This window comes from Phocaeicola plebeius DSM 17135, from assembly GCF_000187895.1.
In the GTDB taxonomy this organism is placed as follows: domain Bacteria; phylum Bacteroidota; class Bacteroidia; order Bacteroidales; family Bacteroidaceae; genus Phocaeicola; species Phocaeicola plebeius.
In genome coordinates this window covers 191,790-211,651 of record NZ_DS990133.1, presented here as the reverse complement: position 1 = coordinate 211,651, position 19,862 = coordinate 191,790, and the positions used below count along the sequence as shown (strand labels likewise).

Sequence of the window (19,862 nt, the reverse complement as noted above, 5' to 3'; positions counted from 1 at the left end):
AAAGTATTATGAATAGAATTATAGTAGTGACAGGTGGAGCTGGAGGCATTGGCCGTTGCATCGTAGCACATTTTGCTTCTCAAGGTGATAGTGTATATTTTATAGACCAGAATCGGCAGGCTACTCTTGCTCAGATGGAAAAAATGCGTAAAAAAGGCTGGCAGGTGACTGGTTTTGTCGGCGATGTGGCAGAAAAGCAGGACTTAGAGGAATTTGTAGCTTTGGTGCTTCGTGAACACCCTGAAGGTATACATTGCCTGATTAATAATGCTTGCCTGATGCGGGGAGGTATCCTTTCAGACTGTGAGTATGAAGATTTCCTGTATGTGCAGCGTGTGGGAGTAGTGGCACCTTATATGTTGGCCCGGTTGTTCAAAGACCATTTCCAAGGGATGGGAGCGATTGTAAACATTTCGTCTACACGTGCATTTCAGTCACAGCCGGATACGGAGAGCTATACAGCAGCCAAAGGAGGGATTACAGCGCTGACCCATGCTTTGGCCGTTAGTTTGTCGGGTGTAGCGCGTGTGAATTCGATAGCTCCCGGATGGATTGATACCGGTGCCTATCATGAAGAAGCGCATTATGAAGCAGCCTATAGTACGGGTGATATGGCTCAGCATCCGTCAGGCAGGGTGGGAGAACCTGACGACATTGCCCGTGTGGTGGATTTTCTTTGTGACGAGCGTAATTCATTTATCAATGGAGAAAATATTACGGTCGATGGAGGTATGAGCCGTTTGATGGTATATCATAATGATTGTGGATGGACTTATGAGCCTTAAGTATCGGGAAGGAGATAATTCTTTTTGTCTCTTTCTCGCTGTGTGCGGAATTTCATAGGAGAAATACCTGTCTTCTTTACGAAAAATTTACCAAAGACAGACTGGTCTGAAAATCCTAACTTTTCCGCAATTTCCTTAATATCCAGGTCTGTACATTTCAGCAACTTACGCGCGTCAGCACAGAGCAATTCGCTGATATGAAAACGGACGGTGTGTCCGGTGATGTGTTTTACGATACGTGAAAGGTAGGTGGTTGAGATGTGCAGACTTTCTGCATAAAATCCTATGTCATGGTGTTGGCGATAATTTTCCATCAATGTTTTTTTGAATAGTCTGAAAATATCAGTAGAGCGTCTTGCATAATCCGGGGTTTCATGGCGGGTTTGGGTCAATATATCAGCTATCTGTAGAAGAAAGAAACTGCATAAGTGGTTCAGAATACTGTCGTAATAGTTGACTGCATTATTTCTGCATGGTGAAAATAGAGCGAAGATTTTTTGCAGGTAAGTAGCTTGTTCGTTTTTCAATAAAAACATCGGTAGCTGATAGTGCCCCAAGTAGTGTGCCAGTTGTTCATATAGTGGCTGTCCGTCGGGTAAGCTATCAAAGAAAGTTGGTTTCAGATAAAGGAGTATGGCCTGGAAGTGAGAACTTATGGCTTGAATCATGCACCTTGTGCTGGGAGTAAGTATGACTAAATGTGCAGACTGAAGTTCATAAGTCTGATATTCATCTGTCAATTGGGCTGTTCCGTTTGTGACGAGAAGAAAGAAAAATCCTTCTTTCAATTCGGCTTTTCCTGTAGGAACTAATGAGGGAGTAAGTTCGCAGTAGCATGTGCTTTCAGTTCTGTTGCCATGCGTTTGTATGATTTCAAGCAAAGTCGGATTCATTGTCTTTCTTTTTGTGGGTAAAATTAAGAGTTGTTTCGTTTTTGACCAAAATTAGTTTCCCTTTTATGAATAAGGAATGAAAAAAATGAGGGAACTTTGCGGCACTTTTGATAAAGAGAACGAATATGAATAAATTTATGTGCCGGCGTTACCTGCTGTTTTGCATATCCTTGTTTGTCAATGCACTAGGAATTGCCTTCATTACCAAAGCTGCATTAGGTACTTCGCCTATTACGAGTGTGACTTATGTATTGAGTATGTTCACTCCTTTCACCATTGGTCAGTGGACCATTCTGTTGAATCTTCTTTTCGTGGTACTGGAATTGTTCTTAATGACACGTGAGGACTTGAAATCTGATTTACGCATGTATCTTCTGCAGATTCCTATTTCTTTCTGCTTTGGTATGTTTATTGATCTTTGTATGCATTATATTCTTTTCTGGCTTGATCCGGTTGAATATGTGTATATGATTGTAGCTTTGCTGGTTGGGTGTGTAATTCTGGCTGTAGGAATTGCGCTTGAGGTAAAGGCTAATGCCGCGATGATGGCCGGGGAATATTTTGTAAAGGTCATTACCCGTCGGTTTCGCGGGGAGTTCGGCTATATAAAACTTGGATTTGATGTGACGCTGGTGGCTATTGCCTGCTTGTTGTCGCTTGTTTTTATGTCGGGGGTATATGGAGTACGTGAAGGAACCGTGATTTCGGCTTTGGTAGTTGGTCCGATAGTACATTTTGTAAGCCCGTATTACCGCTTTCTGGATAAATGGATTACAGATGCTTCTGTGCGGAGTGTATCGGAGTTCTCAAAGGGACAGCATGTGGTCATTACCATTGCACGTGAATATGGTAGTGGAGGGCATCTGCTGGGTGAAATGCTTTCCAAAGAATTGGGCATCAAACTTTATGATAAAGAATTCATACGTATGGCAGCCCAGCGGAGTGGGATGGATGAACAGTATATTGTGAAAAACGAGCAGTCCATTCCTTCATTCTGGTTGAAGTGCATTCTTTCAAAAAATAGTGAGCAGCCGTTGGAATCCAGTCTTTCTTCAGACGACGTATTGTTTGTGTCGGAAAGCAAAATCATTCAGGAACTGGCCGCAAAGGAATCTTGTATCATTGTGGGACGCTGTGCCGATTTTGTATTGAAAGACTATCCGAAAGTGTTGAAACTATTCTGTTATTCTGATTTATCTCATGCCGTGACCCGTTGCGTGAGTGAATATGGTATCGCACAAGCAAGTGCTGAAGCGGAAATCAAGCGAGTGAACCGTAACCGTATTCATCACTATGAGTATTACACGGGAGAAAAATGGGGAGAACCTCATCGGTATGATTTGATGCTGAATACCGGGGCTCTTGACTTGAAAACAGCTTGTCAGTTGGTGAAAGGGATTTATCAGGGCTTGGAGAAGGCCTGATAAACCATTTCAGAGATCTGTGCGATAATGGCTTCCGTATCCTCCATGCTTTCCTGTGAGTCTTTGACAAAAATGACCAGGGTATAACGGTGGCCATTGGGGAGCTGCACAAATCCGGCATCGTTAATGGCAATGAGTTGTCCCGATGCGTTACGGTCGCCGGTACCGGTTTTATGTCCTACGGTGACTTGCTTGTCTTGTAGGGGATGGACTATTCTGTTTGTTCCAGTCTGACAGGTGATAAGAGATTCCTTGATGAATTCCTGATGAGGCTTGTCAAATAAAGTCCGGGTAAGCAGGGCTTCGATGACTTCTGCGGTAGCCAGCGGAGTGCTCCAGTTTTCATAGCCAAGGTTCAGGTCTTGGTGCATATCGTCTTCTGTATATTGGATAGAGAAATCGTTGATTCCCAGACTACGGATATAACGGTCGGTCACCGCAGGTCCTCCGGTAAATTTAAACAAGATGTCGCATGCATTGTTATCGCTTAAGTGGAGGGTATATTCCATTAATTGCTTGAGTGAGAATTTCCCTCCGTGAGGATATCGGTCTCTTAACGGACTGTAAGTATTGGGCTGCAGGTCAGTGCTGTCTACGGTAAGTAAGGTGTCAAAGGAGAGCTGGTGTCTTTTACAGTAATCTCCCACAGCCAGTGCCTGATGTAATTTGAATACGCTCATCAACGGGTAGCGTCGGTTGTTTTCTACGGTAACAGTATCTTTTCCGTCTGCTATGATAGCTACTCCCACTTCAGCCTTTTGCTGTGAGATAAACTGATGGATATTGGCGTATAGTTTTTGAAAGCGATTGCCGGCCAGTACATAGGCTGGGAGCAGGATGAATAATAAGAGAATCAGACGGTTTGTTTTCATATTAATGCAGAGAATTTTCTACAAAGTTAGCCTTTGGGTGGAGAAGTTACAAAAAAATCCGGACATTCTTTTTGAGGAATGTCCGGATTTTTTTATAGCTGGAGTTTACTTATTGTCTGGCATCATAAATTTGTTTGATTTCATTGGCAGAAAGACAGCGAGTATTGTATACCCGGAAATTGTCTATTGACATATTTGTTCCATTTACGGTTTTTCTTTCTATGGTTACATTGCCTCCCATGATGAATTTGATACCTGTGCCATAAGATGCTTGCGAAGGAGTACCTTCTTCAAATGGGTTGACATCTTCTGTAACAGTATCTACAAAAACTCCATCTACATAAAGTAGAGTGGTAGTTTTGGAATTTTCAGTCACATTAAAATCAGAGACCAATGCAATATGGTGCCATTTACCATCTGTGATAGTTGGATGTGTGAAGGTGGGCTTGTTGCTATATTGGTATTCATTATAATAACGTGTTGTCACAAACTTGAGACTTCCATTACTCATTGTAAATGTGAACATGGAAGCATTGTCGTGAGACGATACCAAATAGAAAATATTGCCATCACTGAAGTCTTTTCCCCAGAAGCTGACTGTCAGGGTGCGGCTGTCAGTAATAGGTTTAGGAACGATGAATGAACTGTTATCGGAAAGGCTGAACTTAACTGCCTGTGAGCCTTCGTCTATTCCTTCAACAAAAGACGGAGAGTTATTTCCGAATCCATTAATGGCATTTTCTGTTGCATCGTTAAAGTCTCCGTCAAATTTGTAGTATGCATAAAGTCCCTGACCGACTACAAGGCTGGAAGAATTGTCTTTCTGTCCTGTTATTTGGATAGTCTTTTGTGTCTTTCCATCCGAAATAGTCAGTGTAGCATTAAGTTCTTCTGGCATACTGTCTCGATCTAACAACACATTTACAGTCTGACTGCTTCCTGCCGCAATTTTTCCTTCAGTAGGAGTTGCCGACAGGCTGCTTTCATTGATTTCTTCGATAGACCAGTTTAATTCTCCCTTTCCGGTATTACTGATAGTAAACGATGCTTCACTGCTTTCTTTCCCAAAATCAAGGATTTCAGGTTCAATATTCATGATACCAGTTAGCGATTCTGTACCGGAGACTATCTGTACGGTTTGTTCTTTAATTCCGTCAGATACTACCAAAGTAGTGTTGATGTTTACTTCTCCATTACTGCGGTTGAGAAAAACCTTTACAACTTTAGAACCTTGTGCCGTAATGGAGCCGCTGTTCTCTGATAAAGTGATAGCAGATTCTGTCGGGTCAGCAATAGTCCAGTTCAAGGCAGTGTTTCCTGTATTCTTGATGGTGAGAGGTAACTCTTGCAGGTCGCTGCCAAAATCAAGGATTTCAGGCTCTACACTCATGTAAGATTGTGCATTTTTAGGAGCACACGTTACGCTGATTGGGAAAGAATTACCAAATGCAGATAACTTGATGATGACAGTTTGTACTTCGGTTATCTTGTCACGGTTTACAGTAAAAATGATGCTTTGCTGTTTGTCGGCCTCAATTTGTCCGGCTGCCGGGTTGGCTGTAATCCAAGTGTGGCTTCCTAAATCCAGGCTCCAGTCAGTACTTGTATTGCCATTGTTTTGAATTTTTACGGAGAGTTCCGTCTGTGTAGTTCCAAAGTTTAATGTAGAAGGAGTGATTTGTATAAGCGCGTCCTGTTTTACGGCAATCAGCTGCATGTCTGCATTGGAAACCTGTCCAGGTACGACTGTTACACTTTTTGTGTTGGTTTCATACCCTTCTTTCATAAATTGAATCTTGTACTCTCCGGCTTCCAGTTTCGGAAAGCTGAATTTTCCATCACTTCCCGTACTGGTACTAGCTCCATTAGGAAGGATGCTTACTTGTACGCCGCTTAAAGGTTGTGTGCCATTGGCAGCATCCGTTACTACTCCCACAATGTCCCCTTGTGTGATTTCTTCTTCTTCAGTGCATGATGATAGTGACAATGCCCCAAGAATAAGCCAGAATAAAAAAATGATTTTTTTCATGCTTACAATGTTTTTAATAGATAGATAATTTATATAACAAAGTAAACTTAAAAAAACATTGCTGTTTGTTGGGTACAAGTATTTGAAGGAAAAGAAAAAACTTGTTTTCAGTTTTTTGAGGGGTATAAAAAAAGGATATTCTCGCAAGAATATCCTTTTTACAATTTCATTTTCAGTAGATTATGCTTCAGCGCAAGGAATTACAGAAACATAGCTTCTGTCTTCGCGACCTTTCTTGAAACATACAGTACCATCTACCAATGCGTAAAGAGTGTGGTCACTACCCATACCTACGTTTTCACCCGGGTTGTGAACTGTTCCTCTTTGACGAACAATGATGTTACCAGCTTTGCAAGCTGAACCACCGAATATCTTTACGCCTAATCTCTTACTAGCTGATTCACGGCCGTTCTTAGAACTACCTACACCTTTCTTATGTGCCATTTTCTTCTACGTTTTTAATGATTAAGCAATAACTTGTTTGATTGTCAATTCAGTAAACTGCTGGCGATGACCGTTCAGTTTCTTGTAACCTTTTCTTCTCTTCTTGTGGAATACCAATACCTTGTCACCTTTTACCAAGTGAGAAGCTACTTCGCAAACCACTTTTGCACCATCTACAGTAGGAGCACCTACAGTTACAGTACCGTTGTTGTCAACCAACAAGACTTTGTCAAATTCAACAGTTGCACCGTTTTCAGCATTCTGAATGTGGTGAACGAACAGTTTCTTGCCTTCTTCTGCTTTGAACTGCTGACCGTTAATTTCTACGATTACGTACATTTTAAAATAAATATTAAACGGGTTTCCTCCGTAAGGTGAGCTGTTCTCTGTAGCTACTTTTTTACCTACACGGACTAAAATCGGCTGCAAAGTTACGGCTTTATATTTACATAACCAACTATTTATCTGAAAAAAACGGATATATTTCCTATTTTTTTATCAGTGGAAGCAAATCGGGGAAAATGGCTGTGTGCGGATAGGCTGCCAGTTCTTCATGAGTGGTCATTCCGTGAAGAATTCCGGCAAAATCAACTCCTGCATTTTGGGCGGTTTCCGCATCGACGGTGCTGTCGCCGAGGTAGAGAATCTGCTCTTTCGGACAGTTCAGACGAAAAGCGGCCTGCAGCAGACCTTCGGGTGAGGGTTTGGCTTCTTTCACATCTTCTCCTCCTACGATGATGTCAATGAATCCCTCGGGGAATATTTTACCCATCAGTTCCATGATGCGGTAACGGTACTTGGTGGAGATGATACCGATATGGGCTCCATTGGCTTTCAGGGCGCGTAACACTTCTTCCGTTTCCGGAAAAAGTACGGTATTGGCCGTCATGTGCTGGTCGGCTTCCTTGACATATTCTTTCCGGAATGTCTCCAGCGTGTCTGCGTCGGTTATTCCGGTCATGATGGAAAAGGAATCAACCAGTGTCTTTCCGATGGTACGTTTGATAGAGAGGTCGTCCACCTGATGGAATCCATGGCGTTCAAGTACGTTTCTGTAGCACATCACAATCCCCTTGGAAGAATCGGCCAAGGTATAGTCAAAGTCAAATAAATAGGCTTGGTAAGATTTCATACGATTTTACTCTATATAATAAGGTATATGTTCTAGTTTTAAAAGTGACTGCTTGCGCGAGATGCCGCCGGCGTATCCGGTCAGGCTTCCGTTGCTTCCTACTATGCGGTGGCAAGGAATCAAGATGCTGATGGGGTTGTGTCCGATGGCATTCCCTACAGCTTGGGCCGCCATGTGAGGACGCCCTAAACGGCGAGCGGTTTCCATGGCTATATCTTTGTAGGTCTGGGTTTCTCCGTAAGGAATGGTGGATAAGATTTGCCAGACGGTTTGCTGAAAATGAGTGCCGGAAGGTTGCAGGGGAGGGCAGAAATCGGGTTGCCTGCCGGAGAAATAAACATCGAGCCATTGCCGCGTCTGAAGCAGCAACGGAGTTTCCTTCGCTATGGCTTCTTCTTTCAGTCCGTGACCGAAATATTTTTGTCCGTCGAACCAGAGGCCGCACAGTCCGCTTTCCGTGGCAGCCAGCGTGATTCCTCCCAAAGGTGAATCATAGTGACAGGTGAAAGTCATTTTCAACAGTATTTTTGAGGTGAAAGAGTAGAAAAATGATACGGTTTACAGTCCCGAAAAAACGCCTTTGCGTTTAGCTAAAAACGTAAATGCGTTTTAAGTAAAACACAAGTACGTTTTGGTTCAAACGCAAGGGCGTTTAAGATAAAACGTAAAGGCGTTTTTGAGAAGGCGTCCTTACGTTTTTTTACCCTTTTATTCCATGGGTTGATAGTTCTTGGCAAGTCCTCCTTCACTTGTTTCTTTGTACAAGGATGGAAGGTCGTGTCCGGTCTGTTTCATCACCTCTACCACCTTGTCGAATGATACCCGGTGATGCCCGTCGGTAAAGGCTGAATAGATATTCGCATCGAGTGCACGTGCGGCAGCATACGCATTACGCTCAATACAAGGAATTTGTACCAGTCCACATACCGGGTCGCATGTCATACCCAAGTGATGTTCCAGTCCCATTTCGGCTGCATATTCTATCTGGGCCGGACTGCCTCCGAACAGCTGGCTGGCCGCCGCAGATGCCATGGAACAAGCTACTCCCACTTCGGCCTGGCATCCGGCTTCAGCTCCCGAGATGGAAGCGTTGTGTTTGACGATGTTTCCCACCAGTCCGGCAGTCGCTAATGCCCGCAAGATACGTGCGTCGCTGAAGTCGCGGCTTTTCTGCAGGTGATACAAGACAGCCGGAACCACTCCGCAGGCTCCACAGGTCGGTGCGGTAACGATTTTTCCTCCAGAAGCATTTTCTTCACTGACAGCCAGTGCGTATGCGAATACCAGTCCGCGTGAGCGAAGAGAGTCTTTATAGCCTTTCGAACGAATGTAATAAGCCGATGCCTTGCGGCGCAGATTCAATGGCCCGGGCAATACGCCTTCGGCATCCAGTCCGCGATGGATGGCCGCTTTCATGGTCTCCCATACCTCTGCCAGGAAATCCCATATCTCCGGACCCTCGCATTGCTCCACGTATTCCCAGTAGCTGCGTCCGGTGTGTTCGCACCAGTACAAAATCTGGCTCATGGTATTCATGTTGTAAATATCGTTGGTGGCTGTGCGGTCGTGTCCTTCTTCGGCCAGTGCACCACCTCCCACACTGAATACGGTCCATTCGTCCAGCTTTTTCTTCTGTGCATCGAAAGCCTTGAAAGTCATTCCGTTCGGGTGGAAAGGAAAGAAAATATGCGGTTTCCAGAGAATTTCTACGGGAGCGTGAGGTTGCAGGGTGTCTAAAATAGCCACATCGGTCATGTGACCACGTCCTGTAGCGGCCAGACTGCCATACAGAGTCACTTCGAATGAGGCAGCCTCCGGATTGCGGGCAAGAAACTGTTCGGCAGCTTTGCGGGGCCCCATGGTATGGCTGCTGGATGGCCCCGTGCCGATGCGATATAATTCTCTGATTGATTTCATATTAAAATTAGGTGTAAGTTTTCTGCAAAGATACGCAATAATCGCATATATGTGCAGAAATCCCGTAGGGTTTATTTTAAATCCACCACGGTGATGCCTGCGCCGCCAAACTGTACGTGTTCATCCTGGAAATGGGCTACTCCCGGCACGGTAGCTAAGTATTGCCGGATGAGGGTGCGCAGAATACCTGTGCCCGTACCGTGCAGGATGCGTACGCGGCTGACTCCTACCAGAATAGCGTCGTCGATGAAATAGGTGACCGCTTGTATGGCTTCGTCACCCCGCATACCTCTGACATCGATGTCCTGCTTGAAATTCAGTTTCTTTTCGTACATCCGGTCTTGGGTTTCGCTGCTGACAAAAGTCGTCTTGCTGGATAACGGGGCAGCTTTCGGTGCATCCGTCCGTTCCAGTCGTTCGGCTTTCACGTTGGTTTTCATCAGTCCGAACATGACCACGGCATTCTTTCCGCTGATTTCCATGGCTTGTCCCACGCTGGTCTGTCCTTTGATGCGCACATAGTCTCCCGCTTCAATAGGACGTACCTTAGGAGCAACCGGAGTTTCAGGAGCATTGGCTTGTTTCGCTTTCTTGTCTTTTTTACGCTCCTGCTTTTCGCGGAGTTTTTCCATCTTGCGCGCGATTTTCTCTTCCAAAGCCGCCTTTTCCAGGTTTTCTACCTGCTGCTTGAAGTCGCTCAGTTCCTGACGTGCCGTGCGGGTACGTTCCTTTTCAGCCTGCGCTTCCTTGATGGTACGAATGGTATTTTCGATTTTGGCATTCGATTCTTGTAATAACCGTTCTGCCTCTTCTTTGGCTTTCTTCAGGATTTCCTTGCGGCTGCGTTCCAGCTCCTGTATTTCCTGTTCGTAACGGGCGATGGTATCTTCCATCTGTTTTTCCCGCTTGCGTATGTTCTGACGCTTGGTTTCCCAGTAACGCTTGTCGCGCACAATGTCTTGCAGGTATTTGTCGCTCTGGATGTATTCGTTTCCCACAATTTCCGATGCGTCAGCAATAACCTCTTCCGGCAACCCGATTTTACGGGCAATCTCTACAGCGAACGAACTTCCCGGATTACCAATCTGCAACTGGAACAGTGCCCGCATTTCGTGTCGGTCGTACAGCATGGCTCCGTTCACCACTCCTTCATGATCTTCGGCAAAATGCTTCAGGTTCTGGTAGTGAGTAGTAATCACGCCGAACGTACCTTTCAAGTTGAAGCGTTTCAATACGGCCTCGGCAATGGCACCGCCAATCTGTGGCTCCGTACCTCCTCCGAACTCATCGATAAGGATGAGACTTTCACCGTTGCATGATTTCAGCATCATCTTCATATTGGTCAGATGCGAAGAATAGGTACTCAGGTCGTCTTCAATACTCTGCTCGTCGCCAATATCAATAAATATGTGGCTGAAGATACCGGCATGGCTCCGTTCGTGCATGGATACCAGCATGCCGCATTGCAGCATGTATTGCAGCAGTCCCACGGTTTTCAGGCAGACAGATTTACCACCTGCGTTTGGTCCGGAAATAAGCAGGATGCGCTTGTCGCGTGTCAGGATGATATCCAGCGGCACTACTTTCTTGTCATGCTTGGCCAGCGACATTTGCAGAAGCGGGTGCACAGCCTGAAACCAGTCGACAATCTGCTGGTTTTCAAAAGACGGTTTCAGTCCTTTTATATCTATGCCGAATAAGGCTTTGGCGCGGATGAAGTCGATTTCTGCCAAAAACTCATACGAGGAGAGTAGGGCAGGAACTTGTGGGCGTACCGTAGCCGAGAATTCCGTCAGGATGCGGATGATTTCGCGGCGTTCTTCTCCCTCCAGCTCTCGGATGCGGTTATTGGCTTCCACCACTTCTGCCGGTTCGATGAACACCGTCTTTCCGGTAGCTGATTCATCGTGTACAATACCTCTGATTTTGCGCTTCATGCCCGGAGCAACTGGGATGACCAGACGTCCGTCGCGCATGGTGGGAGTAACATCCTTGTCTACATATCCTTCCGATTGTGCGGCACGGAGAATGCTGTTCAGGCTGCGTGAAATGCTTCCTGTAGTAGCCGAGAGTTCCCGTCGGATACGCAGAAGTTCCGCAGAAGCATTGTCCTTTATTTTTCCGAACTTGTCCAGAATGCTGTCGATACGTGCGATAAGCTGGGGGAATACTAAAATATCTCCCGCCAGTTCACGCAGGGCAGGATAAGGAGAATTTTCCGTTTCCTCTTCTTCGTCAGATTGCTGAAGGAATCGTACAATGTCGCGAATGGTTTCCAGTGAACGGCGAAGGTCGAACAGTTCCTGCTCGTCCATGTACATGCCTTCTACACGGATACGTTTCAGAGAAGGACGTACATCAAAGAAATATTGTGCCGGGAAATCTTCCTCTTCCTGCGTAATCCGTACAAATTCAACCACCTGCTCCAGCCGTTGGTTGATTTCATCGTAATTGTCCGAAAAAGTCATTTCGTCCACCCGTTCTTCGCCTAATGTACTCAGGCATTTGCCTTTCAGCAGTTGTCGTATCTGGTCGAATCCTATCTTCTGTTCGAAATTATGAGGGTATATCATGATTGGTTTATTTCGTTTTTTTCTGCCTGCAAAGGTACGACAATGAAAAAAAATAATCAAAAAAGACGGTAAATATTTGCAGATTTCAAAATAATGCGTACCTTTGCATCGCCTTTGAAAAACAAGGCAACTCTCATGAGGAGTTTTGGAGAGGTGGCAGAGTGGTCGATTGCGGCGGTCTTGAAAACCGTTGTACCGCGAGGTACCCGGGGTTCGAATCCCTGTCTCTCCGCTTTGTTATTGAAAACCCACTGATTGTCAGTGGGTTTTCTTTTTTTTATTCCCTTCTTTTTTATAGATGTCAATGTAAAAACAAGGCTAAATGACCTCAGTCTTTGCTTCTAGGTTTTATCTGGTTTTTATTTAAAATGGGGTCTTGAATCTATAAATCGTGTTTTTGTTTTTTAAGTTTGTAGCAGATTTGTTCTTTATTATCTTAATTATTGGTCTTTTTTAAAAAGTTTGTGTTTGTTTGCTGTTCTATTAAAATTTTACTATATTTGTAAAGTTAATGTTAGCCTTATCTCTAATTTTTCGGTTAAAGTATAAATGCTAGCCTTGTTTCTTAAATCAAATTTTGTTGTTATGCTAAAAAGATTTAGATTAGTACACGCATTAGTGCTGTTATTAGGTGGTTCATTTGGTGTAAATGCTCCGCTTTTTGCAGAAAGTCTGACAGGTATTGGACAGCAGCAGGAAAATTGTAATGGTGTAGTAAAAGATGCTACAGGTGAAACCGTAATCGGTGCTTCTATTATTGTGAAAGGCACGACAAATGGTACGGTGACAGATTTAGATGGTAATTTTACGTTACCTGGTGTCAAAGTCGGAGATGTTATTCAAATCTCTTTTATTGGTTTTCAGACTCAGGAAATAAAATGGAATGGTAAGCCATTGACTGTCGTTTTGAAAGAGGACTCTCAAGCTTTGGAAGAAGTTGTAGTAGTAGGTTATGGAACACAGAAGAAAGTGAATCTGACAGGAGCTGTTGCTATGACAGAAGGTGATATGCTGGAAGATCGTCCGATTGCGAATCTGGCTCAGGGTTTACAGGGTGCTATTCCCAACCTGAATATTACTATGCCAAGTGGTAATCCAAATGCAACGGCTACATTTAATGTACGTGGTATTACATCATTAAATGGAGGATCGGCTTTGATTTTGGTAGATGGAGTAGAAACCAATGACATTTCTTTGTTGAATCCTCAGGATATAGAAAGTGTGTCTGTATTAAAGGATGCTTCATCTGCAGCTGTGTATGGTGCACGTGCTGCATTTGGTGTGGTACTTATTACTACAAAGAAGGGTAAGAAAGGTCAGAAGGTGACTGTGAATTATAACAATAATTTCTCATGGTCTGCGCCGTCACGCCTTCCTGATGGTATCTCTTCAGATAAATGGATTGATGCTGTACAATTAGCTAATACAAATGCTAGTGGTAGTGGTTATTTTAGTCAGGAATTGGTGGATGCTGTACATGCTTACTGCCAAGATCCAAGTCGTCCTTCTGCTTTCTTGGATGAAACGGGAGCGTTTACTGCTAAAGGTCAGTGGGCTTATGCAGGAAATACCGATTGGTTTGATGAATTTTATAAAAGTGCGGCCTTCATGCAGCAGCATAATGCTAGTATTCAAGGTGGTACAGATAAGAATACTTATTATGCTTCTATCGGTTACAAAGGACAGGATGGATTGTTAGCGTATGGTACAGATACTTATAAGCGTATCAATATGTCGTTTAATTTTACTTCGCAGATAACTAAATGGCTGGAAATAGGTTTCCGCGCAAAATACAATCGAAGTGAATCTGATGAGCCTAATACTCAGGCATATATGGGTAGTTCTCCTTATTACGAAGTGTATCGTTCGTTCCCATTTATCCCTATTTATTTGCCAGATGGAAAGAACTTTGCAGCTATGGAAGGTAGTAACTTCAATTATAACTATGCCGGTATCTTGGCTGAAGCAGGACGCTTGAAGAATGTGTATGATGATATTTGGTATACAGGTTCATTTAATATTACTCCTTTAGAAGGACTTTCAATTAAGGGAGATTATACAGGAAACCGTTATTTCCGTACGCAACGTGAGCATTTGAAAACTATTTATCAGTTGAATCCGGATGGTTCACAAACAGCAAAGATGCCTACAAATAAAGCAGGCTTGAGAAAGTATGATGATACTTATGAGGCTTTGAATGTGTGGGCAGAATATAAGAAACAGATTAAAGATCATTCATTCTCTATAATGGCTGGTTATAACCAGGAACGAAAAAATACAAGTAATATGTATGGTGTAGCAGCCAATTTGTATGTGAACGACTTCCCTATTATTGATATGGCAAAAGACAAGGAAACATTGTCTGAAGAAGCTACTGTATGGGCTGTTCAGGGCGCGTTCTTCCGTTTGAATTATGACTATAAAGGACGTTACCTGGTGGAATTGAACGGACGTTATGATGGCTCTTCAAAATATGCTTCAGGTAGTCAGTGGGGATTCTTCCCTTCAGCTTCATTAGGTTGGCGTGTTTCTGAGGAAAAATTCTTTGAACCAGCACGTAAAATATTTGACAACTTTAAACTTCGTGCTTCTGTAGGATCCTTAGGTAATCAGGTAACAAATGGAAACTTTGACTACATAGGAACAGTTGGAAGTGAAACCTTGAATTATGTGCTTTCAGGAGCTATTCCTTCAGGTATTACACCTGCTACATTGGCCTATAATAACGTAACATGGGAAAAGGTGACAACTGCTAACTTTGGTCTTGACTTGGGTTTGTTGAATAATCGTTTGACTGCTTCTTTTGATTACTATATTCGTTATACAACTGATATGGTGGTTTCGAAGGCTTATCCTAATACTATGGGTACAAGTGGTGGTAAAGAGAACCTGGCAAGTATGAGAACTAATGGATGGGAACTTTCTTTGAATTGGAATGATCGTATTGAAGATGTGGCTGGAAGTCCGTTGGACTATAATGTAGGAATCGGACTTTCTGATAGTTATTCAACTATTACTAAGTATGATAATCCTACCGGAACGTTGAATGATCTTTATGTCGGTAAGCGTTTGGGTGAAATCTGGGGTTATACAACGGATGGTTTTATAATGGATGCAGCAGAAGCAGCTGAACAATCTAAGCGTCAGTCTTATATTTCAAATACATGGATTCCGGGAGATATCCGTTATGCAGACTTGAACGGTGACGGAGTGGTGAATGAAGGTGACAGCGAGAAGGGACCTATCAATACCTTGAGTAATCATGGTGATAAATCTATTATTGGAAATGAAACTCCTCGTTATCGTTTTAATATTAACCTCGGATTAAGTTGGAAGAATTTTGATGTACGTGCTTTGTTTGAAGGAGTGCTGAAGCGTGATTTGTGGCTTGGTAATGAGGTGTTCTGGGGATTTAGTGGGGTATGGAACAGTGCTATCAATGATTATCACGTAGATAACTCATGGTCTGAAGATAATCCTAATGCATATTATCCTGTACCTTTGTTTAATAGTGACCGAAGCCGTAAAACGCAAACAAAATATCTGCAAAATGCATCTTATATACGCTTGCGTGACTTGACTATTGGATATACACTTCCGAAAAAATGGTTGGAACCTGTAGGTATTTCTCAATTGAAGATTTTCTTCAGTGGTCAGAATTTGTGGGAAGCTACTGGTTTATATAAGTATGTAGATCCGGATATGACAGGAAATACTTATCAGAAGTCTTCTGATGGAATGGTGGGTACATTGAATTCGGATATGAAGAGTTATCCTTTCTGCCGTTCTTATTCATTTGGTATTAATCTAACGTTCTAAAAGAATTATGAGTATGAAAAAAATATCTATATTAACCGGATGTTTGTTTACAGTGGCGTTGTCTAGTTGTAACTTTTTGGATAGAGAACCATTGGATGCCATTGGAAAAGATCAGTTTTTTGCAATTGCAAATGCAACTGCTTTGGAACAATATTGTAATGATTTTTATCCAAAGTTAATCGTGGGATATGGAGCCCCAAAAAGTTATGACTGGGGTATGCTGGGCGAAGATTTTACAAGTGATGATGTATTGCCATGGAAACGTAATGGAACAAGTTTTGGTCTGGCTACGGTACCTTCTAGTGCAAGTGGTACTCAATGGAATTGGGAGAATATTCGTGCTTGTAATGATTTCCTGGCAAATTATGAAAAATCTCCAGAAAGTGAAGAGGTAAAACAGAAATATGCAGGGATGATACTTTTCTTTAAGACTTTGGATTATTTTAATAAAGTAAAAGCCTATGGTGATGTACCCTGGTTTGAAAATGTAATGAATCCGGGTGATGAGGAAATGTATAAGGCGCGTGATTCCCGAATCCTGGTAATGGATAATATGTTGAGAGATATTGATCAGGCAATCAGCTGGTTGCCTAAGAAGACCGATGTGACAGTGATCAGTAAGGATGCAGCATTGGCTTTAAAAGCTCGTATGTGTCTGTTCGAAGGTACTTGGCGTAAATATCATGGCCTTGAAAATCCTGACAAATTCTTGCAGGAAGCTTATAATGCGGCCTGTGAATTAATGAAACCGGAATATGGATATTCTTTATATGAAGGTTCTAATCCGGCAACAGCTTATCATGAATTATTCTGTCTGGCTGATCAGTCTAACAATCCAGAAGTGATTTTATCGAAAGCGTATGATCCGGGAATAGATAAAGGTAATAATTTGACCCGACAGATTTTTGTTGGTGAAACTCCTCTTGGTATGAGCAAGAATTGTGCTGATTCTTACCTGTGTGCAACTACGGGTTTACCCATTTCTTTGTGTAACTGTCCAGGTCATACGGTGCATACTACTTTGATTGCTGAATTAGCTAATCGTGATCCGCGTATGCTTCAGACAACAGCAACTCCAGATGTAAATGATGTGGATCATTGTTATTACATGGGAGGTTTGGCTCCTAATATTGCTTCTGTGACTAATACGGGCAACCCTAGTAGATGTGCAACGGGATATCCGATTGTAAAATTTTATAATGCGGCAGAGTATAGTGCCTCTCATTATCAGGGTACAGAAGATGCTCCAGTTTTCCGTTTGGGTGAAATTATGTTGATTCGAGCTGAAGCTGCAGCAGAATTGGGAACTATCACTCAGACTGATTTAAATGAGACTATCAATAAGTTGCGTGAGCGTGTAGGATTTAATAAAAAGTTAGAATTGGCTGTACCATTTGATGATCCTGTAATAGCAGCTGCTTATCCTAATGTTTCAGGAGATAATGCAAAATTGATTCGAGAAATTCGTCGTGAACGTCGTATTGAGATGTTTGCTGAAGGAGTACGTTATGATGATATTCGTCGTTGGAAATGTGGTAATTTATTGACTGCACCACGTTTAGGTATCATTATAGAAGGAGCTGGATATTCAGAGAAAGATATAGCGGCTTTAAAAGAGACAGTGGGTGTTAATGAAGATGGAGCTTTGACTATTTATGAAAAGCGTTATGTGGGTCAGAGTCCTACTCCGATATTTGAGGATCCGAAACACTATTTGTCGCCAATCCCAACGGATGAAATTGGTAAGGCACCTAATATCAAACAGAATCCTGGTTGGTAAAATTATGACTTTAATTTTATGGTGATCTGATAATAAATTTATATATTTACATTTAAGAAGTTTACCCAAGCATACATTGAAATCGTAAGCTTGGGTAATTTCTTATTAATATGTATCCTAAAATAATTTATAAAATGAAATCCTTGTTATTCCTTTATTTCTGTGTGGCAATGGCCTTTTCAGCCATGGCTTCTTCGGTATCTGACACGTATGTAATTCCTAATCCTCAGCAGATGGTATGTGGGGACGGACATTTTGTGCTTCGTGCACAGGCATCTTTCTCCTGTAACCTGACAGGAACTGATAAAGACGATTTTGTATCTTATGTAAGTAACTCTCCTTTGTCGCTGACTTATAAGAAGAAAGGAAAGGCTGACATTACTTTTAAACTTGTCAGTCCGGAAAATGCGAAGATGAAAGAAGAGGCTTATCGTTTGAAAGTGACAAAAAAAGGTATTCAGGCTGAGGCTACTTCAGCTTCGGGGTTGTTTTATGCTTTTCAGTCTATTGTGCAGCTGGCGCGCGAGAGCGGAAACAATACGTACCAGCTTCCTGAAGTGACGATAGAAGATGCTCCTCGTTTTTCGTATCGAGGCATGCACTTGGATGTGTCACGTCATTTCTATACAAAAGAATTTGTCAAGAAACAGATTGATGCACTGGCACGGTATAAGCTGAACCGTTTCCACTGGCACTTGACGGATGGAGCCGGATGGAGAATTGAAATCAAGAAATATCCGGAACTGACGCGTGAAACGGCTTATCGTCCTTTCCCAGATTGGAAAAGCTGGTGGAACGGCGGACGTACGTATTGCAGACAAGATGCTCCTGGAGCTTCTGGAGGATATTACACGCAGGAAGATGTGAAGGAAATTGTAGAATATGCCCGCCAGCGTCATATCACGGTGATTCCGGAAATTGAAATGCCGGCTCACTCAGAAGAAGTATTGGCAGCTCTTCCGCAGCTGGCTTGTGGAGGTGATTTGAAACCTAGTGGAGAATTTTGTCCGGGAAAGGAACTGACTTATGAGTTCCTGACCAATGTATTGAAAGAAGTGATGGAGTTGTTCCCTTCAGAATACATCCATATTGGTGGAGATGAGGCAAGTACGAACCATTGGAAACAATGTCCCGACTGTCAGGCACTCATGAAAGCAGAGGGAATGAAGGAAGAAGGTGAATTGCAGGAATATCTTGTATCCAGAATTGAGAAGTTTTTGAAAGAAAACGGCCGTAAGATGATTGGCTGGGATGAGATTCTGACAGGCGAGCTGGACGAAACTTCTGCCGTAACGGTGTGGCGTGGAGAAGATAAAGGTGCAGAATCGGTAAAAAGAGGATTGCGTACCATCTTGTCACCGGGAGCGTATTGCTATTTTGACAGCTACCAGGATGCACCGCGTACGCAACCGGAAGCCATCGGAGGATACCTCCCGCTGGAAAAGGTTTATTCATACGAACCGGTGACGAAAGCTTTTCCTGCTGATAAACTGGATTGCGTGTGGGGCGTACAGGGAAATGTGTGGACGGAATATATACCGACACCCGAGCATGCTGAATATATGATTTATCCTCGTTTGCTGGCTTTGGCTGAAGTTGCCTGGACAAATCCGGAGCAGAAAGACTGGAAACGTTTCCATGCAGAGGCTTTGCAGGAAGTAAAGGTATTGAACTCAATGGGCTACCATACTTTTGACTTGCAAAATGAGGTAGGAAACCGTCCGGTGGCATTGAGCGTGGATAATCATTTGGCAAAGGGTAAGAAGGTGGAATATGTACGTCCTTATTCGGATTCTTATCCGGCAGGAGGAGAATCGGCATTGACTAACGGCATACATGGCGGTTGGGTATATACCGACCAGCGCTGGCAGGGATTCCTTGGAAAAGGGGCCGATGTGATTGTGGATTTGGAAAAATCACAATCTATTCAGCAGCTTTCCATTGATTTCATGCAGTTGAGAGGTCCGGGTGTGTTCCTCCCGCAGAAAGTCAGCTTCCTGATTTCAAACGATGGAAAAGAATATACACTTTTGAAAACCATCACTACTACGCTGCCCATTACGGACGAACAGTTGACCATTCAGACGTATGATTGGACAGGTAGTTGTGAGGCTCGTTACGTACGCGTGCAGGCTGATATCAATCCTGAGGCCGGTGGTTTCTTGTTTACTGATGAATTTGTTGTAAAATAATA

At 43.1% G+C, this 19,862-nt stretch carries 14 protein-coding genes and 1 tRNA gene; 6 read left to right on the top strand and 9 right to left on the bottom strand.

Annotation, left to right across the window (positions count from 1 at the left end):
- Positions 1–8: 8 nt before the first annotated feature.
- Positions 9–785 (top strand): SDR family oxidoreductase, encoded by a 777-nt coding sequence (locus BACPLE_RS13715; RefSeq protein ID WP_007562984.1) that lies wholly within the window; start codon positions 9–11, stop codon positions 783–785.
- On the opposite strand, the gene BACPLE_RS18630 is transcribed toward BACPLE_RS13715, so the two are convergent.
- The gene (locus tag BACPLE_RS18630; RefSeq protein ID WP_007562983.1) at positions 782–1,678 is read right to left on the bottom strand and encodes a helix-turn-helix domain-containing protein; all 897 of its coding nucleotides are present in this window, start codon (positions 1,676–1,678) and stop codon (positions 782–784) included. The genes BACPLE_RS13715 and BACPLE_RS18630 overlap by 4 nt on opposite strands.
- A gap of 125 nt (positions 1,679–1,803) precedes the next feature.
- Here BACPLE_RS18630 and BACPLE_RS13705 point away from each other — a divergent pair, with 125 nt between their 5' ends.
- On the top strand, positions 1,804–3,102 hold the full coding sequence (locus BACPLE_RS13705; RefSeq protein WP_007562982.1) for a cytidylate kinase family protein: 1,299 nt from the start codon (positions 1,804–1,806) through the stop codon (positions 3,100–3,102).
- Here the strand turns inward: BACPLE_RS13705 and bla are convergent.
- From bla to BACPLE_RS13665, 8 genes are all read right to left on the bottom strand, one after another.
- Positions 3,081–3,974, bottom strand: a complete 894-nt coding sequence (bla, locus tag BACPLE_RS13700) for a class A beta-lactamase, subclass A2 (RefSeq protein ID WP_007562981.1) — start codon at positions 3,972–3,974, stop codon at positions 3,081–3,083. The genes BACPLE_RS13705 and bla overlap by 22 nt on opposite strands.
- 109 nt (positions 3,975–4,083) lie before the next feature.
- Complete coding sequence (locus BACPLE_RS13695; RefSeq protein WP_007562980.1) at positions 4,084–6,003, bottom strand: BACON domain-containing protein; 1,920 nt, start codon at positions 6,001–6,003, stop codon at positions 4,084–4,086.
- Positions 6,004–6,183: 180 nt separating this feature from the next.
- Positions 6,184–6,447, bottom strand: coding sequence for a 50S ribosomal protein L27 (gene rpmA, locus BACPLE_RS13690; RefSeq protein WP_007562978.1), 264 nt, complete (start codon positions 6,445–6,447; stop codon positions 6,184–6,186).
- A 21-nt stretch (positions 6,448–6,468) separates the two neighbouring features.
- Positions 6,469–6,786 carry a 50S ribosomal protein L21 gene (gene rplU / locus BACPLE_RS13685; RefSeq protein WP_040313291.1) on the bottom strand — a complete coding sequence of 106 codons (318 nt, stop codon included), beginning with the start codon at positions 6,784–6,786 and terminating at the stop codon, positions 6,469–6,471.
- 148 nt (positions 6,787–6,934) lie between these two features.
- Complete coding sequence (locus BACPLE_RS13680) at positions 6,935–7,579, bottom strand: HAD family hydrolase (protein WP_007562976.1); 645 nt, start codon at positions 7,577–7,579, stop codon at positions 6,935–6,937.
- A gap of 6 nt (positions 7,580–7,585) precedes the next feature.
- Positions 7,586–8,092, bottom strand: coding sequence for a methylated-DNA--[protein]-cysteine S-methyltransferase (locus tag BACPLE_RS13675; RefSeq protein ID WP_007562975.1), 507 nt, complete (start codon positions 8,090–8,092; stop codon positions 7,586–7,588).
- Between the two features lie 195 nt (positions 8,093–8,287).
- Positions 8,288–9,496, bottom strand: coding sequence for an L-serine ammonia-lyase (locus BACPLE_RS13670; protein ID WP_081458135.1), 1,209 nt, complete (start codon positions 9,494–9,496; stop codon positions 8,288–8,290).
- 71 nt (positions 9,497–9,567) lie between these two features.
- A complete protein-coding gene (locus BACPLE_RS13665; protein ID WP_007562973.1) occupies positions 9,568–12,069 on the bottom strand; it encodes an endonuclease MutS2 in 2,502 nt (833 codons plus the stop codon).
- A gap of 147 nt (positions 12,070–12,216) precedes the next feature.
- Here BACPLE_RS13665 and BACPLE_RS13660 point away from each other — a divergent pair.
- From BACPLE_RS13660 to BACPLE_RS13645, 4 genes are all read left to right on the top strand, one after another.
- A tRNA-Ser gene (locus BACPLE_RS13660) sits at positions 12,217–12,301 on the top strand.
- 353 nt (positions 12,302–12,654) lie between these two features.
- A complete protein-coding gene (locus tag BACPLE_RS13655; protein ID WP_040313228.1) occupies positions 12,655–15,888 on the top strand; it encodes a SusC/RagA family TonB-linked outer membrane protein in 3,234 nt (1,077 codons plus the stop codon).
- A gap of 13 nt (positions 15,889–15,901) precedes the next feature.
- Positions 15,902–17,668, top strand: coding sequence for a RagB/SusD family nutrient uptake outer membrane protein (locus BACPLE_RS13650; protein ID WP_040313289.1), 1,767 nt, complete (start codon positions 15,902–15,904; stop codon positions 17,666–17,668).
- Between the two features lie 134 nt (positions 17,669–17,802).
- Positions 17,803–19,860: a glycoside hydrolase family 20 protein gene (locus BACPLE_RS13645; protein ID WP_235777938.1), complete on the top strand. Its 2,058-nt coding sequence runs from the start codon at positions 17,803–17,805 to the stop codon at positions 19,858–19,860.
- Positions 19,861–19,862: the final 2 nt, after the last annotated feature.

Coding starts and splice junctions, on each gene's coding strand:
- BACPLE_RS13715 (WP_007562984.1), top strand. CDS start 9: ATGAATAGAATTATAGTAGTGACAGGTGGAGCTGGAGGCATTGGCCGT.
- BACPLE_RS18630 (WP_007562983.1), bottom strand. CDS start 1,678: ATGAATCCGACTTTGCTTGAAATCATACAAACGCATGGCAACAGAACT.
- BACPLE_RS13705 (WP_007562982.1), top strand. CDS start 1,804: ATGAATAAATTTATGTGCCGGCGTTACCTGCTGTTTTGCATATCCTTG.
- bla (WP_007562981.1), bottom strand. CDS start 3,974: ATGAAAACAAACCGTCTGATTCTCTTATTATTCATCCTGCTCCCAGCC.
- BACPLE_RS13695 (WP_007562980.1), bottom strand. CDS start 6,003: ATGAAAAAAATCATTTTTTTATTCTGGCTTATTCTTGGGGCATTGTCA.
- rpmA (WP_007562978.1), bottom strand. CDS start 6,447: ATGGCACATAAGAAAGGTGTAGGTAGTTCTAAGAACGGCCGTGAATCA.
- rplU (WP_040313291.1), bottom strand. CDS start 6,786: ATGTACGTAATCGTAGAAATTAACGGTCAGCAGTTCAAAGCAGAAGAA.
- BACPLE_RS13680 (WP_007562976.1), bottom strand. CDS start 7,579: ATGAAATCTTACCAAGCCTATTTATTTGACTTTGACTATACCTTGGCC.
- BACPLE_RS13675 (WP_007562975.1), bottom strand. CDS start 8,092: ATGACTTTCACCTGTCACTATGATTCACCTTTGGGAGGAATCACGCTG.
- BACPLE_RS13670 (WP_081458135.1), bottom strand. CDS start 9,496: ATGAAATCAATCAGAGAATTATATCGCATCGGCACGGGGCCATCCAGC.
- BACPLE_RS13665 (WP_007562973.1), bottom strand. CDS start 12,069: ATGATATACCCTCATAATTTCGAACAGAAGATAGGATTCGACCAGATA.
- BACPLE_RS13655 (WP_040313228.1), top strand. CDS start 12,655: ATGCTAAAAAGATTTAGATTAGTACACGCATTAGTGCTGTTATTAGGT.
- BACPLE_RS13650 (WP_040313289.1), top strand. CDS start 15,902: ATGAAAAAAATATCTATATTAACCGGATGTTTGTTTACAGTGGCGTTG.
- BACPLE_RS13645 (WP_235777938.1), top strand. CDS start 17,803: ATGAAATCCTTGTTATTCCTTTATTTCTGTGTGGCAATGGCCTTTTCA.